We start from the raw sequence: 15806 nt of genomic DNA, 5'->3' as shown, positions 1-15806 counted from the left end.
TTATGGAAATAATTAAAGTAATACGTATTACCTATCTTTTAAATAAGAAAAAAGAGGAGTCTCTGGTCGCACATTTTGTTTATGGTCGAGAAGTCAATCAAACTTATGATGTTAAATCAGGCGATATTTTTGATAGGAAGTTACTGGAATTTTTAAGTGAAAATCCAACACTTGAAATAACAACAGGGCCGGAAATTGTCTATGAACAAGAATTTGATGAAGATGATTTTATTCAAAGGTTTGATAAATTGATTCGACGCACTACCACAATATTCGTTGTACCAAGAATTTTTACCTCGGATGCTCAAACAAATTTAATGTTCAATCAAGTTGATACTAGTAGGAGAACGTTTACAGCGTATTGGTTGTTGAGTAAAAATCAGGTGGATTCATATTTTAGTTTCTTACCACGAATTGATTTCGATATGGAGTTTAGAGAGCTTCAAAGAATACAAGAAACCATTATTCCAATTCTTTCAAATTAATGTCAAACTTCCAGTTTCTACATAACGAATGGCCAGCAATTTGCAAGGAAGCTAAAGAAGCAGAACTGTTGACTTTAACGTCACCTAAGGCAAGTGTGCTTATTGCTCGTAGTGCTTTAGAGAAAACAATGCACTGGCTCTATGATAATGATGTAGATCTGGAATGGCCTTATGACACAAAACTAACTAGTTTAATACACACACAATGCTTTAGGGACATCATAAAACCTTCAATGTTTAGGGAAATAAACCTTATTCGTTTAACAGGTAATGCTGGTGCTCATGGTAAATCCATAACACACGATCAGTCTATAGCTAGTATTAAAAATCTATTTCGCTTTTTAAGTTTTCTAGGATTGTATTACAGTGAGGAAAATGTTGAGATTCCAATCTTTAATATGGGCTTGATACCAGATGGTAAAGAGCATAAAGCAACGCTAAAGGAGTTACAAAGCTTAGAGCAACAGTTATACCAGAGAAGAGAAAATGAGCTATTAGAGCGTAAAAAACTAGAAGAACAGGCTAATGAAATAGAACTACTTAAAAAGCAGTTAGAAGCTCAGCAAATAGCTAACAAAGAACGTAGAGTTAAACGTGAAAAGGTCAAAGACCCTGAAAAGGTAATACCTATTTTAATTCCAGAGTCTGTAACACGTAAACTTTACATTGATGTTTTATTAAAAGAAGCTGGTTGGGAAAACTTAAAAGATGGCAAGGATTTAGAATATGAAGTTTCAGGCATGCCTATTAGTACCAATCCATCAGGTATTGGTTTTGTGGATTATGTACTATGGGGAAAAGATGGTAAGCCTTTAGCAGTTGTAGAAGCTAAAAAAACTATGGCGGATGCTAGAAAAGGGAGACATCAAGCTGAACTTTATGCAGATTGCTTAGAGAAATTGCATACTCAAAGACCTGTAATATTTTACACTAATGGGTTTGAGACCTTTCTCTGGGATGATACGTTCTACACTGATAGAGAATTACAGGGCTTTTACACACAAGATGAGTTACAATTACTAGTTGATAGAAGAACCACACGTAAAGACCCTCGTAAATTTAAAGTAAACACAAATATTGCAGGGCGTGATTATCAGCTTGAAGCAATTCAAAGAGTAGCAGAAAATTTAGTTGTAGATACTACTGATGGTAAGCTAAGAGGTGCAAGAAGAGAAAGCTTATTAGTTATGGCTACTGGTTCTGGTAAAACGAGAACCGCTACAGCTATTGTTGATATGCTTACCAAAAGTAATTGGGCTAAACGCATACTATTCTTAGCAGACAGAAATGCATTGGTTACACAAGCTAAAAACGCTTTTAAAGAACACCTGCCAGAGCTTTCTACTATTGATTTAACTAAAGAAAAAGAAGATAGTAAGACACGATTAGTGTTTTCAACATATCCAACAATCATCAATAAAATTGATAAAGTAAAAACAGACGACCAACGTTTTTATGGTGTAGGTCATTTCGATTTAATAATCATAGATGAAGCACACCGTTCTGTTTATAAGAAATACGGTGCAATATTTGATTATTTTGATGCTATGTTATTAGGTTTAACTGCCACACCTAAAAAAGACATAGATCGTAATACATACGGATTATTTGGTATTGAGGATGATAACCCAACCTTTGCCTATGAATTAGACAGAGCTGTAAATGACGGCTACTTAGTGCCACCAAAATCTATCAGTGTACCATTAAAATTCCAGAGAGAAGGCATTAAATACCATGAGTTATCAGAAGCTGAAAAGCAAGAATATGAAGAAAAGTTTGGTGATCCAACAAATGATGAAGCACCAGACACTATTAGTAGCAGTGCACTAAACAAGTGGTTATTTAACACAGATACAGTTGATAAAGTATTAGACCACTTAATGACAAATGGTATTAAAGTAAATGGTGGTGATAAGCTTGGTAAGACTATCATTTTTGCAAAAAACCATCCACATGCTGTTTTTATCGAAGAACGCTTTAATAAAAACTATCCAGAATATGGTGGTAAGTTTTTAAGAGTCATAGATAACTACGAAACCAAAGCACAAGATTTATTAGAAAAATTTGCTGACCCTTACCAAGAGCAAGATCCACAAATAGCTGTGTCTGTTGATATGATGGATACAGGTGTAGATGCACCTAGAGTAGTTAATTTGGTATTCTTTAAGCTTGTAAGAAGCGCTTCTAAATTTTGGCAAATGATTGGTCGTGGTACAAGATTGTGTCCAGATCTATTTGCACCAAATGAAGATAAACAAGAGTTTTTAATTTTTGATTATTGTCAAAACTTCGAGTTTTTTGATGAGTTTCCAGATGGTGCTAATGCTACCAACACAAAACCATTACTACAACAGATTTTTGAATCTAAACTAAAGGTTTCACAGCTTATTTCAGATATTCCAGAGAAAACAGATGAACAGATTGAAATAAGAGATAAGTATTTAGATGAGTTACATGCTACAATTAAAAATTTAGATCATAACAGGTTTGTTGTTCGCAAGCAATTAAGGTATGTTACAGAATATAGCAATAAATCAAAATGGCAAAACTTATCTAAAGGTGATGTGCAAGAGATAAATGACCATTTATCTCACTTACAACCAGCAAATAGAGATGATGATGAGTTAGCAAGGCGATTTGATATGTTAGTACTCATCTATCAGATTTTATTGCTTAGTGAATCTGGAAATACAGGAAAGTACATGAGCAAAATTTTTAGGACTGCTACAGCACTTCAAAAAAAGGACAACATACCACAAATAGCTCTGCATTTACATTTAATTAAAGCAGTTCAGACAGAACAATATTGGGAAACCATAAATATTAAAAAGTTAGAAGAACTAAGAGTTTCACTGAGAGACCTTATAAAATATCTAGAAGTAGAAAAGCAAGATCCTGTTTACACGCATTTTGAAGATGAAATAGATTTAGAAAATATTACTTCCAGAGAACCAGTAAATACTTATGTGAGTCTACAATCTTATAAGGACAGAGTTGAAAAGTATGTTAGACAGAACAAAAACCATCTTACAATCCATAAACTTTGTAATAACATACAAATAACAAAACCTGAACTCGAAGAGCTAGAGAAAATAATGTTCACAGAGAGTGTTGCTGGTACAAAAGATGAGTTTATTAAGCAATATGGCGAAAAACCATTAGGAGCTTTTATAAGAAGTATTACAGGTCTAAACGAGCAATCAGTTAACGAAGCTTTTGCAGAGTTTCTACAAATAGGTAATCTGAGAGCAGATCAGATAACATTTGTTAGAACTATAATGTCTTATCTTACTAAAAATGGCACAATAAACAAGCAAATGCTATTTGAGCCACCATTTACAGATCTTAACGATCAAGGTTTAATCGGTGTTTTTGAAGATGAAGCAGATGTAGTTAAGATTGTTAAAATCATAGACTTAATCAATGGTAATGCAACTGTAGCCTAGAAAATAACTTATTATGTTATTAACACACGCATCCCTGACCTTTGTAATTAGGTCGGATGCTTGTTAAGGTTAGAGTTAATTTTAAAAATTAACAACTAGTTTAAAACTTAATTTTAAAAGTTATTTTCTGGCTGCTTACATTTGTTGTAAAAATAAGATGTAGTCTAAAAAGGCTAAATTTTAGTATTTAGTTCAACAACTAACATTAAGGGTTAGAGTATTAATATAGCTTTAATTAAAAATTTAAAACAATATGAATATAGAAAAGACTGAGCAAGAAGCTCTCAAGTTACAAGAGCATCTTAACACAAAATATCCTGACTTAGTAGCACATATAGATACTGTAGAGGGAACAGATGATATAGTTATTTCTTTTTTCTGGAATAGAATTAGTACTGTAAAATGGAATGATGCTAAAACATTTAAATGTAAATCGAGTGATTTTCATAAAGTTGTCAACTCTGAAATTCTTCCATTTTTTGAAGAATAGACATTAGGCTACTACCAACTTATACCCCGCCTGTTGAAAACAACATTCGGGCTACCCCACCTACTTACTATTTTAAAATACCAAAGCTAAGTTACATAACGCATAGTTATAGTAGCATTCATTTAATTTCTGTACTATAACTGCATTATGTAAAATATCCGCTACCCTACGCACAAATAGCACTTTACAATTTTCATAAAAATCATAAAGAGCTATTTTATTAGCCAGCATGAGTAACTTAATCATAAGCTTTACACTGTAAAACATTATAATTAAGCTACACATGCTCTTTCGCTTGCCTAGCTTTTACTCATCAATACAAGAAAATTACTAACTTTATAATAATAATAATCAGGTTAAAGTGATGCACAAAACGGAGCACATTGCTTCACTAGGAGTCACAAAGGCTAGAAAAAATCGTAGCTCAGCTGGATAGAGCATCTGCCTTCTAAGCAGACGGTCACAGGTTCGAATCCTGTCGCGATCACAAAAAAGCCATATCAAACGATATGGCTTTTTTTTATTCAGGATATTCTATTCTTAAATGATATATGTTAGCGAGTTTACTTTTAAGGATTTTTTTGATAGATTGAATTTCCTTGAAAGTAATGTTAGCATTTAAAAACTGACCACTTTCCATTTGCTTACTTATAATGTTTTCAACAAACTTATCTATTTTAGTAGATGTAGGTTCTTTTAAGCTCTTTGAAGCAGCTTCAACACTATCACACATCATAAGTATAGCTGTTTCTTTGCTGAATGGTTTTGGTCCAGGGTATCTAAAATCATCTTTTTCTAAATCTTCATTTAACTCTCTTTCTTTTAAATAAAAATAGTACACTAAGCTTGAACCATGATGTGTTCTAATAAAATCAATAACTCTATCAGGAAGATTATTTTTTTTAGCAATTTCTATTCCATCAATTACATGGTCAATGATAATTTTAGCACTTTCTTTAGGCGATAATTCGTCATGAGGATTAATTCCTGTTGATTGGTTTTCTGTAAAGTAAGTAGGATTTTTCATTTTTCCTATATCGTGATATAATGCACCTACCCTTACCAACATTGCGTTGGCTCCTATCTCGTTTGCACACGCTTCGGCTAGATTTGCAACGTTTAAGGAATGATGAAACGTTCCTGGTGCTTTATTTGAAAGCTCTTTCAGTAATTTTGTATTTGTATCAGATAATTCCAATAGCGATACGTCAGAAACTAAACCAAATACTTTTTCATAAATATATATTAACGGTTGCACAAACAAGGTTGCTAGTCCGCATAAAATGAATAAACCAAATGTTTCTGGTTGAATATTGGTTATACTTCCTTCATGAATTACAAAAAACGCAAAATATGCAATAATATATATGAGTGTAATTTGACCAACAGATATGAATAGATTTGCTCTTTTATACAATTCAGAAACTGTAAGTATAGTTACAATTCCTGCAATAATTTGCAAAAACATATATTCATAACTATTAGGAACTATAAAACCTAATAATAAAACTGTTAGTACATGTGCAAATAAACCTAGACGTGCATCAAAAAATGCTTTTAAAACCAGTGGTAAAACACATAACGGAACTACATAAACATATTTAGCATTGTAATTAATTATCAATGTTGTAAGCAATACCATTAAAATAATATTGAAGAAAATAAATGTCACCTTAGTGTTATCTAAAAACACCTTCATTCTATATTTTCTTAAAAACAGTAACAGCATCAATAACGCTAAAGCAACTAGTAAAGCATAGGCAAAAACTACCCAATTATAGTTAGACTCACTCCAAACTTGAGATTCATATTCGGACTCTAAAGATTTTAAAACATCGTATTTTTTACCTTCAACAAGTTCTCCTTTTGATATTAACAGAGTTCCTTTTTCAACACTTCCTCTTGTTGGTGATATTCTATTTAGTTCTTCTTGAAGCGCATTATCAGTTATAGAACTATTTAAAGTTAAATTTGGCTTTACGATATCAAAAAACAAGGACACAAAATTTGTTGTATAACTTGCGTTATTAGAGTTTTGTAAAGCCTTTTCTAATATAGACCTAAATGCATCAGTTTTTGTGAGTTCAGAATAAAAAGTGGTAGCAACTTGTTTTTGATTATTAAGTAAAACTACTTTTTTATTAGAGTCATAATTATATTCTTCATCTAAAACACCAAATGAGTAAATTTGATTTAAAACAGACTCTCCTATTGAGTATAATGAAGTATTTGCCATAGAAATACTGTCGGAAAAAACCTTGTCAAACTCTTCATTATAAGCTTTATAAACATCTTTTTTAGTAGTTTCATTTATATTAAAATAAACAGTACTATTATTTTCAATTGTAGCTTTTTCTTCATTTAATTCTTCTGCAGTTTTTTTAATTGCAAAATTGAAAGGAGCGTATAAATTTTCTGACTGCCAAGGTTTTCCTTTATCAAAATTGTATTTAAACTTTCCACTTTTAGGAAACAAATACACTATTAAAAATGTAGTACTTAAAAATAAAAGCACCTTATAGATAAGTGCGTGATTTCTATACCATTTGTTTATCAATTCCTTCATAAAGCCTTTTTACTATGCTACCAAATGTAATAAAATTTGAAAGTAATATTAGTTTTATAATAGTGTTTTCATTCTTAACTCTACAAAAAAATGATTAATTTTACACCTATAAAAAACAAACGTATATAATAATGAGTAAAGAGGTAGTAATTGTATCTGCAGCAAGAACTCCAATAGGTAGTTTCTTAGGTAGTTTATCTACAATACCAGCTCCAAAATTAGGAGCTGTAGCAATAAAAGGCGCACTAGATAAAATAAATTTAAAACCTGAATTAGTTGATGAAGTTTTAATGGGAAATGTTGTACAGGCAGGAACTGGTCAAGCACCAGCAAGACAAGCCGCAATTTTTGCTGGAATTCCTGATTCTGTTCCATGTACTACCGTAAACAAAGTTTGTGCTTCAGGTATGAAAGCTGTTATGCAAGCTGCTCAATCTATAGCTCTAGGTGATGCCGATATTGTTGTTGCTGGTGGAATGGAGAACATGAGCTTAATACCTCACTATTTACATGCAAGAACTGGTACTAAATTTGGACCTACCTCATTAGTAGATGGTATGCAAAAAGATGGTTTAGTAGATGCATACGACCAAAATGCAATGGGAGTTTGTGCTGATGCATGTGCTACTGAATACGGTTTCTCACGTGAAGACCAAGATGCTTATGCAATTCAATCTTACACACGTTCTGCTGCTGCTTGGGAAGCAGGAAAATTTGATAATGAAGTTGTTCCTGTTGAAGTGCCTCAACGTCGTGGAGATGCAATAGTTATTAGTAAAGATGAAGAATTTACTAATGTAAAAATGGAAAAAATACCTGCATTACGTCCTGCTTTTACAAAAGATGGAACTGTAACAGCTGCTAACGCATCAACCATTAATGATGGTGCTGGAGCAATGGTATTAATGAGTAAAGAAAAAGCTGATGCTTTAGGTATAAAACCTTTAGCGATTATTAAAGGTTACGCTGATGCTGCGCAAGAACCAAAATGGTTTACTACAGCTCCTGCAAAAGCTTTACCAAAAGCTTTAGATAAAGCTGGTATTGCTATTGACGATGTTGACTTTTTTGAATTTAACGAAGCATTTTCGGTTGTTGGTTTAGCTAACATTAAACTGCTTGGATTGAATGATAGTAACGTAAATGTAAATGGTGGAGCTGTTTCTTTAGGTCATCCATTAGGATGCTCTGGTGTTAGAATTATAATTACACTTTTAAACGTATTAGAACAAAACAATGCAAAAATTGGTGCTGCAGCTATATGTAATGGTGGTGGTGGTGCATCGGCAATTGTAGTTGAACGCAACTAAATACATTTAATGCAATACGGAATTTGTAATTTAAGCATTATCCCTCTTAGACTTGAGCCATCAGATAGAAGTGAGTTGGTCTCTCAAGTGTTGTATGGAGAATTCTTTAAAGTTTTAGAACAACGTAAGTTTTGGAGTAGAATTCGTCTAGCTCATGATAAATATGAAGGATGGATTGACAATAAACAATATGTTGAGATTGATAGTGAATCTTACTCAACATTAGAAAGTCAAATCCCTATCCTTTCTTCTGATTTAGTTGAATTCGTAGAAGATGATGCTAAAAACCTTTTTACTATTCCTATAGGTTCTTGCTTAAACGGACTATCCATTCTTAATCATTCGCATGACGGAAATGTTATTGACAAAGTAATTCCTAAGGAAAATTTAATTTCAACAGCATTTACATATTTAAACTCTCCTTATTTATGGGGAGGAAAAACACCCTTTGGTATTGATTGTTCTGGATTTACTCAAATGGTTTATAAGCTAAATGGTTATAAACTATTAAGAGACGCTTCTCAACAGGCAACACAAGGTCAAGCTTTAAGCTTCATTGAAGAAAGTGAACCAGGAGATTTAGCTTTTTTTGATAATGATGAAGGCAACATTGTACACGTAGGTATTATTATGGAAAACAACTACATTATCCATGCTCATGGAAAAGTAAGAATTGACAGGTTAGACCATAGTGGTATTTATAATACTGATAGACGCATTCACACACATAAACTAAGAGTTATTAAAAAGATTATATAAAAAAAGCCGCTAATTAATTAGCGGCTTTTTTATGTTTATTACTGATGTTTAGTTTCCACTTTCAAGTTTTTCAACTAAAGCTTTCATTTCTTTAAACTTCACAGTATTATCAATTGCGCTGTAAATTTGCATTAATGTTTTAGCAGCATCAATATTTTTTGGTTTAAGTTTTAAAGTAGCCTCTAAATAAGGAACAGCTTCTTTGTAAATGCTTAAACGTGCTTCTTTAAGCTCATCATATCTTTTATTATCAGCAGCAGAACTACCTAAAGAGTTCATCTCTTCAATAATTGATTGCTCCTCACCTAATATTGCCACAGCCATGTTATTATTAGCGTCAACATAACCTGGATTTAATGCTAAAGCTTTAGAGTAATATTTTTTAGCAGCATCTATATCTCCAGCATCAGCAGCGATAACCCCTAAATTATACTGTAACTCAGCATTATCAGGATCTTTTAAAGTTGCTTCTTCTATCAGTTTTTTAAATTCTTCCTTGTTTCCCATTTTTAACTGAACGTTTGCTGCAGTTAACAAAAGACTTAAATCATCTGGGTTTTCTTTTCTTGCATCTTTTATTGCAGTAGCAGCTTTTTCATTATCACCATTGTTTACATAAATTAATGCAATGTTTTTAATGATCTCAGCAGATTTTGATTCAGTTTTTTTAACTCCAGGCTTAATATGAGAACCTGCTCTTACAGAAATATCTCTTAACGTAGCTGTGTCAAAAGTTTCTTCTTCATTGGTCTCTTTGTTAACTGCAACATATCTTGTTTCAACACCAGAATACCCTAAATCTCTTAGCTCTTCATAATACTTTAAAGATGTTTCATAATCGTTTGCAGTTACAGCTGTAGATGCAGCGTAATACAAATAAAGCGTGTCTTTTGGAGACATTTTGTATGCTTTTTCAAAACCTTTAGATGAGCTGATATAATCTTTCTTTTCTAAGGCACTGTTAGCTGCACTTAAAAATTTTGATAACATAGATTGCTTAATTTCATCTACATCGCCTGAGTATTTTGATTTTCCAGATTGTTCTTCAATGGTTTTAACCATATCAAAACTCTCAATTGCAGCATCCATATCAGCATCTGAACTATTACCATTAGCATACAATGCTTGACCTTTTATAAAGTAAAATTTAGCCTTGGTCTTATCATCTGCATTTGCTATTAAAGCTTCTGCAGAATTAATAGCCGATTTAGCATCAGCATAATTACCAGATTTAATTGCCTTTTCAGCTGCTTTTATTTCATCCTTTTGTGCATATGTAAAAGAACCTAGTAAAAGTGCTAAAGCAACTACTATTTGTTTTTTCATTTTTAGTTAATGTTTAGTGTTATTAATTGTTTTCGTCTTGTGAATTATCAAGAGTTGTGCCATCTTCAGTTTGAGCTTCTGAATTCTCAACTTCAGAGTCAATTTCTTCTTCGTTTTCATCTTTCATTACTTTGGCAACAGCAGCAATAGAATCGTTTCCTTTTAAGTTAATTAACCTAACACCTTGAGTTGCTCTACCCATAGTTCTTAAGTTAGAAACACTTAACCTAATTGCTATTCCTGACTTGTTGATAATCATTAAGTCATCATCGTCAGTAACTGTTTTAATTGCTACTAAATGACCTGTCTTTTCAGTAATAGAAATTGTTTTAACCCCTTTACCTCCTCTATTGGTGATTCGGTAAACTGCTTCTCCATCTTCAGGATCATCAATGTAAGTACGTTTTCCGTAACCGTTTTCAGAAACAACTAGAACTGTTTCTTCCATAGGGTTTTCAATAGCAACCATACCTATTACTTCATCTTTATCGTTAGCCAAAGTAATACCACGAACTCCAGATGCATTTCTACCCATTGGTCTTGTTTTAGCTTCTTCAAAACGAATTGCTTTACCAGATTTTAAGGCTAGCATAACTTGACTGTTTCCTGTAGTTAATTTTGCTTCTAGCAATTCATCATCCTCTTTAATAGTAATGGCATTGATACCATTAGTACGAGGTCTAGAATATTGTTCTAAAGCTGTCTTTTTAACCTGACCATTTTTAGTCGCCATTATTACATAATGACTATTGATGTAATCTTCATCTTTTAAATCTTGAGTACAAATGAAAGCCATTACTTTATCATCTTGCTCAATATTTATTAGGTTTTGAATTGCTCTACCTTTAGATGTTTTACTGCCTTCTGGAATTTCGTAAACGCGCATCCAGAAACATTTTCCTTTTTGGGTAAAGAACAACATGTATTGGTGGTTAGTACCAACAAAAAGGTGTTCTAAGAAATCTTCATTACGAGTGGTTGAAGCTTTTTGACCAACTCCTCCTCTATTTTGAGTTTTGTATTCAGTAAGCGATGTACGCTTAATGTAACCAGCATGAGAAATAGTTATTACTACTTGCTCATCAGGAATCATATCTTCGATACTTAAATCTCCTCCTGCATATTCAATTATTGAACGACGTTCATCACCATACTTTTCTTTAACAACAAGAAGCTCTTCTTTAATGATATCCATACGACGCTCTTTTTTGTCAAGAATATCTTTTAAATCTTCAATGGTTTTCATCAATTCATCATACTCAGAGCGTAACTTGTCTTGCTCCAGTCCTGTTAATTGACGTAAACGCATTTCTACGATTGCTTTAGCTTGTATTTCAGAAAGCTTAAAGCGTTCAATTAACTTTTCACGAGCTTCATCAGCATTTGAAGATGCACGAATTAATGCAATAACTTCATCAATATTATCAGAAGCTATAATTAACCCTTCTAAGATATGAGCACGCTCTTCTGCCTTACGCAATTCATAAGTAGTACGACGTACAACTACATCGTGTCTGTGCTCCACAAAATGATGGATTAACTCTTTTAAGTTTAGTAATTGCGGTCTACCATTTACTAGTGCAATATTATTTACACTGAAAGAAGACTGCAACGCAGTGTATTTATAAAGCTTATTTAATACAATGTTAGGAATAGCGTCACGCTTAAGTACATAAACGATACGCATACCATTTCTGTCGGACTCATCACGAATGGTTGAAATACCATCAAGCTTTTTATCATTTACAAGATCAGCAGTTTTTTTTATCATATCTGCTTTATTCACTTGATAAGGAATTTCAGATACAATGATACATTCTCTACCTTGAACTTCTTCAATATTGGCTTTACCACGCATTACTATACGCCCACGACCAGTTTTAAAAGCTTCACGAACACCATCATAACCATAAATAGTTCCTCCTGTAGGGAAATCTGGTGCTTTAATATGAGTAATTAGTTCATCAATTTCTATATCATTATTATCTATATAAGCTACAGTACCATCTACAACTTCACTTAAGTTGTGTGGAGGCATGTTTGTAGCCATACCAACTGCAATACCAGATGCTCCATTAACTAAAAGTCCTGGTATTCTTGTTGGAAGAACCGTTGGTTCTTGTAGAGTATCATCAAAATTTAATTTATGATCTACAGTTTCTTTGTCAATATCTGCCAACATGTCCTCAGATATTTTACGCATACGTGCTTCAGTATAACGCATTGCTGCAGGACTATCTCCATCTATAGAACCAAAGTTTCCTTGACCATCAACAAGCATATAACGCAAACTCCACTCTTGAGCCATACGTACCATAGTGTCATAAACAGAGGTATCACCATGAGGATGGTACTTACCTAAAACTTCACCAACTATTCTTGCCGATTTTTTATGTGCGGTATTAGATCTAACACCTAGTTCATGCATTCCATATAAAACACGTCTGTGTACAGGCTTTAAACCATCTCTTACATCAGGTAATGCACGTGACACAATGACTGACATTGAATAATCAATGTAAGCCGACTTCATTTCATCTTCAATATTAATTGGAATGAGTTTTTCTCCTTCTGCCATATATAAAAATTATTAGAATTTTGTAGGTTTTCAAATCGTGCTAATATAAGTATTTTGATAGTGTTTGAGCCACCTTTAAGCACCTTTTTTGACATTTTTTATTAACAATATTACCTACTATTTTAGTTAATAAGTATGCTGTTAAATGTTTTGAACTTTTGAAGTTTTTTCACTCTATTAGCTACTATAAAAACATTTAAGGTATAGTTTTTGACATTATCTATTTGTTTTTATTATTTTTAATGCAGAAAGGATTTTAAACATGGATGATAATTTTTCCCCAAGAGTCAAAGATGTAATTGCTTACAGCAAAGAAGAAGCATTACGCCTTGGCCATGATTTTATAGGTACCGAACATTTAATGTTGGGACTACTTCGTGATGGTAACGGAAAAGCGATAGATATACTTGGAGCTTTAGAAATTGATTTAAATCATCTAAGGCGCAAGGTAGAAATATTAAGCCCTGCAAATTCAAATATATCATCTGCTTCTAACGAAAAGAAAAACCTACACTTAACTAGGCAAGCTGAACGTGCCTTAAAGACTACTTTTTTAGAAGCTAAACTATTTCAAAGTACATCAATTAATACTGCACATTTATTATTGTGCATTTTAAGAAACGAAAATGACCCTACTACTAAGCTTTTAAATAAGCTTAAAGTAGATTATGATAACGTAAAAGAACAATTTAAATTTATGATTACAAACGAGGATGATTTTATAGAATCGCCAAAAGCTGAGTCTTTTTCAGACGATGATATTAACGACGAGGATGATTCTAAACAAAACCCTTTTGGACAATCTTCATCAAAAACAACAAAAAAATCTAAGACACCTGTTTTAGATAATTTTGGAAGAGACCTTACTGAACTTGCTGAAGATGGTAAACTTGACCCTGTTGTTGGAAGAGAAAAAGAAATACAACGTGTATCTCAAATATTAAGCAGACGTAAAAAGAACAACCCGCTTTTAATAGGAGAACCAGGAGTTGGTAAATCCGCAATTGCTGAAGGGTTAGCTTTACGTATTGTAAAACGTAAAGTGTCTCGCATACTTTTTAACAAACGTGTTGTAACGCTTGACTTAGCTAGCTTAGTTGCTGGCACGAAATACCGTGGGCAATTTGAAGAGCGTATGAAAGCTGTGATGAATGAGTTGGAAAAAAACGACGACATCATACTTTTTATTGACGAGATTCATACCATAGTTGGAGCTGGAGGAGCTACTGGAAGTTTAGATGCTTCAAATATGTTTAAACCTGCTTTAGCAAGAGGTGAAATTCAATGTATTGGTGCTACAACACTAGATGAGTACAGACAATACATCGAGAAAGATGGTGCCTTAGAGCGTCGTTTTCAAAAGGTAATTGTTGAGCCTACTAGCGTTGAAGAAACCATTGAGATTTTAAACAATATTAAAGAAAAATACGAAGACCATCATAATGTTGATTATACACCAGAAGCTATTGAAGCTTGTGTAAAATTAACTAATAGATATATGACTGAACGCTTCCTTCCAGATAAAGCTATAGATGCTTTAGATGAAGCTGGTTCTAGAGTTCATATTACCAATATTGATGTACCTAAGCAAATTCTTGAATTAGAAAAAAAGCTAGAAGAAGTTAAAGCTACTAAAAATTCTGTGGTTAAAAAGCAGAAATATGAAGAAGCTGCAAAACTTAGAGATGACGAGAAGCGTTTGGAAAAAGACCTTGCCATTGCACAAGAAAAATGGGAAGAAGAAACCAAACAGCATAGAGAAATTGTAACTGAAGATAACGTTGCAGATGTAATATCTATGATGACAGGAATTCCTGTTAATAGAATTGCTCAAACTGAAAGTAACAAATTAGCTAAACTGCCTGAACTTATAAAAGGTAAGGTTATTGGTCAGGATGAAGCTGTTTCAAAAGTTGTTAAAGCTATTCAGCGTAATCGTGCTGGACTTAAAGATCCTAACAAGCCTATTGGGTCATTTATATTTTTAGGTCAAACAGGTGTAGGAAAAACGCAGTTAGCTAAAGTATTGGCTAGAGAGTTATTTGATAGCGAAGAAGCACTTGTAAGAATTGACATGAGTGAATACATGGAAAAATTCGCTATTTCTAGATTAATTGGAGCACCTCCTGGTTATGTTGGATACGAAGAAGGTGGACAACTAACTGAAAAAGTAAGACGCAAACCTTATGCTGTAGTGCTTCTTGATGAAATTGAAAAAGCGCATCCAGATGTATTTAATATGTTGCTACAAGTATTGGATGATGGCTATTTAACTGATAGTCTGGGTAGAAAAATCGATTTTAGAAATACCATTATTATAATGACTTCTAACATTGGTGCTCGTAAACTTAAAGACTTTGGTCAAGGTGTAGGTTTTGGTACATCAGCAAAGGAATCTCAAGCTAAAGATAACTCTAGAAGCATTATAGAAAATGCACTTAAAAAAGCTTTTGCTCCTGAATTCTTAAATAGAATTGATGATGTAATGGTATTTAATGTTCTTGAAAAAGAAGATATAGATAAGATTATTGATATTGAGCTAGTAAAACTAATAGCTAGAATTAAAGATCTTGGTTACGATCTTAAATTAAGTAATAAAGCTAAAGACTATATTGCTGAAAAAGGTTTTGATAAAGATTATGGCGCAAGACCATTAAAGCGTGCCATTCAAAAATACATTGAAGATGCATTAGCTGAAGAAATTATCAATTCTCAATTACATGAAGGCGACACAATTTTAATGGATTTAGACTCTAAAACAAATGAACTAACCATAACTATTGAAAAGTCCGAACAACACTCTGAGGAATCTTAATTCTTTAATATATAAAACTAAAAGCTCATTA

Annotated in this window: 9 protein-coding genes; 6 read left to right on the top strand and 3 right to left on the bottom strand. The window is 32.8% G+C overall.

Going from position 1 to position 15806, the window contains the following annotated elements:
• Positions 1-2: 2 nt before the first annotated feature.
• From DMZ43_RS05590 to DMZ43_RS05580, 3 genes are all read left to right on the top strand, one after another.
• Positions 3-485, top strand: a complete 483-nt coding sequence (locus tag DMZ43_RS05590; protein WP_131506608.1) for a hypothetical protein — start codon at positions 3-5, stop codon at positions 483-485.
• The gene (locus DMZ43_RS05585) at positions 485-3931 is read left to right on the top strand and encodes a DEAD/DEAH box helicase family protein (protein WP_131506607.1); all 3447 of its coding nucleotides are present in this window, start codon (positions 485-487) and stop codon (positions 3929-3931) included. The genes DMZ43_RS05590 and DMZ43_RS05585 overlap by 1 nt, the downstream gene beginning before the upstream one ends.
• A gap of 253 nt (positions 3932-4184) precedes the next feature.
• Positions 4185-4421 (top strand): hypothetical protein, encoded by a 237-nt coding sequence (locus DMZ43_RS05580; protein WP_131506606.1) that lies wholly within the window; start codon positions 4185-4187, stop codon positions 4419-4421.
• A 520-nt stretch (positions 4422-4941) separates the two neighbouring features.
• Here the strand turns inward: DMZ43_RS05580 and DMZ43_RS05570 are convergent.
• On the bottom strand, positions 4942-6987 hold the full coding sequence (locus DMZ43_RS05570; protein WP_131506605.1) for an HD family phosphohydrolase: 2046 nt from the start codon (positions 6985-6987) through the stop codon (positions 4942-4944).
• Positions 6988-7118: 131 nt separating this feature from the next.
• On the opposite strand from DMZ43_RS05570, the gene DMZ43_RS05565 reads away from it, so the two are divergent.
• Positions 7119-8297 carry an acetyl-CoA C-acyltransferase gene (locus DMZ43_RS05565; RefSeq protein WP_131506604.1) on the top strand — a complete coding sequence of 393 codons (1179 nt, stop codon included), beginning with the start codon at positions 7119-7121 and terminating at the stop codon, positions 8295-8297.
• Between the two features lie 9 nt (positions 8298-8306).
• Entirely contained in the window at positions 8307-9056 is a 750-nt protein-coding gene (locus tag DMZ43_RS05560) for a C40 family peptidase (RefSeq protein WP_131506603.1), read from the top strand.
• Positions 9057-9104: 48 nt separating this feature from the next.
• Here DMZ43_RS05560 and DMZ43_RS05555 read toward each other — a convergent pair whose 3' ends face one another.
• Positions 9105-10382 (bottom strand): tetratricopeptide repeat protein, encoded by a 1278-nt coding sequence (locus DMZ43_RS05555; protein WP_131506602.1) that lies wholly within the window; start codon positions 10380-10382, stop codon positions 9105-9107.
• A 22-nt stretch (positions 10383-10404) separates the two neighbouring features.
• Positions 10405-12960 (bottom strand): DNA gyrase subunit A, encoded by a 2556-nt coding sequence (gene gyrA, locus DMZ43_RS05550; protein ID WP_129759972.1) that lies wholly within the window; start codon positions 12958-12960, stop codon positions 10405-10407.
• Between the two features lie 262 nt (positions 12961-13222).
• Here gyrA and DMZ43_RS05545 point away from each other — a divergent pair, with 262 nt between their 5' ends.
• Positions 13223-15775 carry an ATP-dependent Clp protease ATP-binding subunit gene (locus DMZ43_RS05545; RefSeq protein WP_131506601.1) on the top strand — a complete coding sequence of 851 codons (2553 nt, stop codon included), beginning with the start codon at positions 13223-13225 and terminating at the stop codon, positions 15773-15775.
• Positions 15776-15806 lie beyond the last annotated feature (31 nt).

Origin of the sequence: Meridianimaribacter sp. CL38 (assembly GCF_004328055.1) — a bacterium.
GTDB classification, from domain to species: Bacteria; Bacteroidota; Bacteroidia; order Flavobacteriales; family Flavobacteriaceae; genus Gaetbulibacter_B; species Gaetbulibacter_B jejuensis.
The sequence above is the reverse complement of the archived record's forward strand: the minus strand, read 5'-3'. Positions and strand labels throughout refer to the sequence as shown.

Excerpts from the sequence above, each read along its gene's own strand:
- gyrA (WP_129759972.1), bottom strand. The coding sequence starts at position 12,960 with ATGGCAGAAGGAGAAAAACTCATTCCAATTAATATTGAAGATGAAATG.
- DMZ43_RS05545 (WP_131506601.1), top strand. The coding sequence starts at position 13,223 with ATGGATGATAATTTTTCCCCAAGAGTCAAAGATGTAATTGCTTACAGC.
- DMZ43_RS05580 (WP_131506606.1), top strand. The coding sequence starts at position 4,185 with ATGAATATAGAAAAGACTGAGCAAGAAGCTCTCAAGTTACAAGAGCAT.
- DMZ43_RS05555 (WP_131506602.1), bottom strand. The coding sequence starts at position 10,382 with ATGAAAAAACAAATAGTAGTTGCTTTAGCACTTTTACTAGGTTCTTTT.
- DMZ43_RS05560 (WP_131506603.1), top strand. The coding sequence starts at position 8,307 with ATGCAATACGGAATTTGTAATTTAAGCATTATCCCTCTTAGACTTGAG.
- DMZ43_RS05590 (WP_131506608.1), top strand. The coding sequence starts at position 3 with ATGGAAATAATTAAAGTAATACGTATTACCTATCTTTTAAATAAGAAA.
- DMZ43_RS05565 (WP_131506604.1), top strand. The coding sequence starts at position 7,119 with ATGAGTAAAGAGGTAGTAATTGTATCTGCAGCAAGAACTCCAATAGGT.
- DMZ43_RS05570 (WP_131506605.1), bottom strand. The coding sequence starts at position 6,987 with ATGAAGGAATTGATAAACAAATGGTATAGAAATCACGCACTTATCTAT.
- DMZ43_RS05585 (WP_131506607.1), top strand. The coding sequence starts at position 485 with ATGTCAAACTTCCAGTTTCTACATAACGAATGGCCAGCAATTTGCAAG.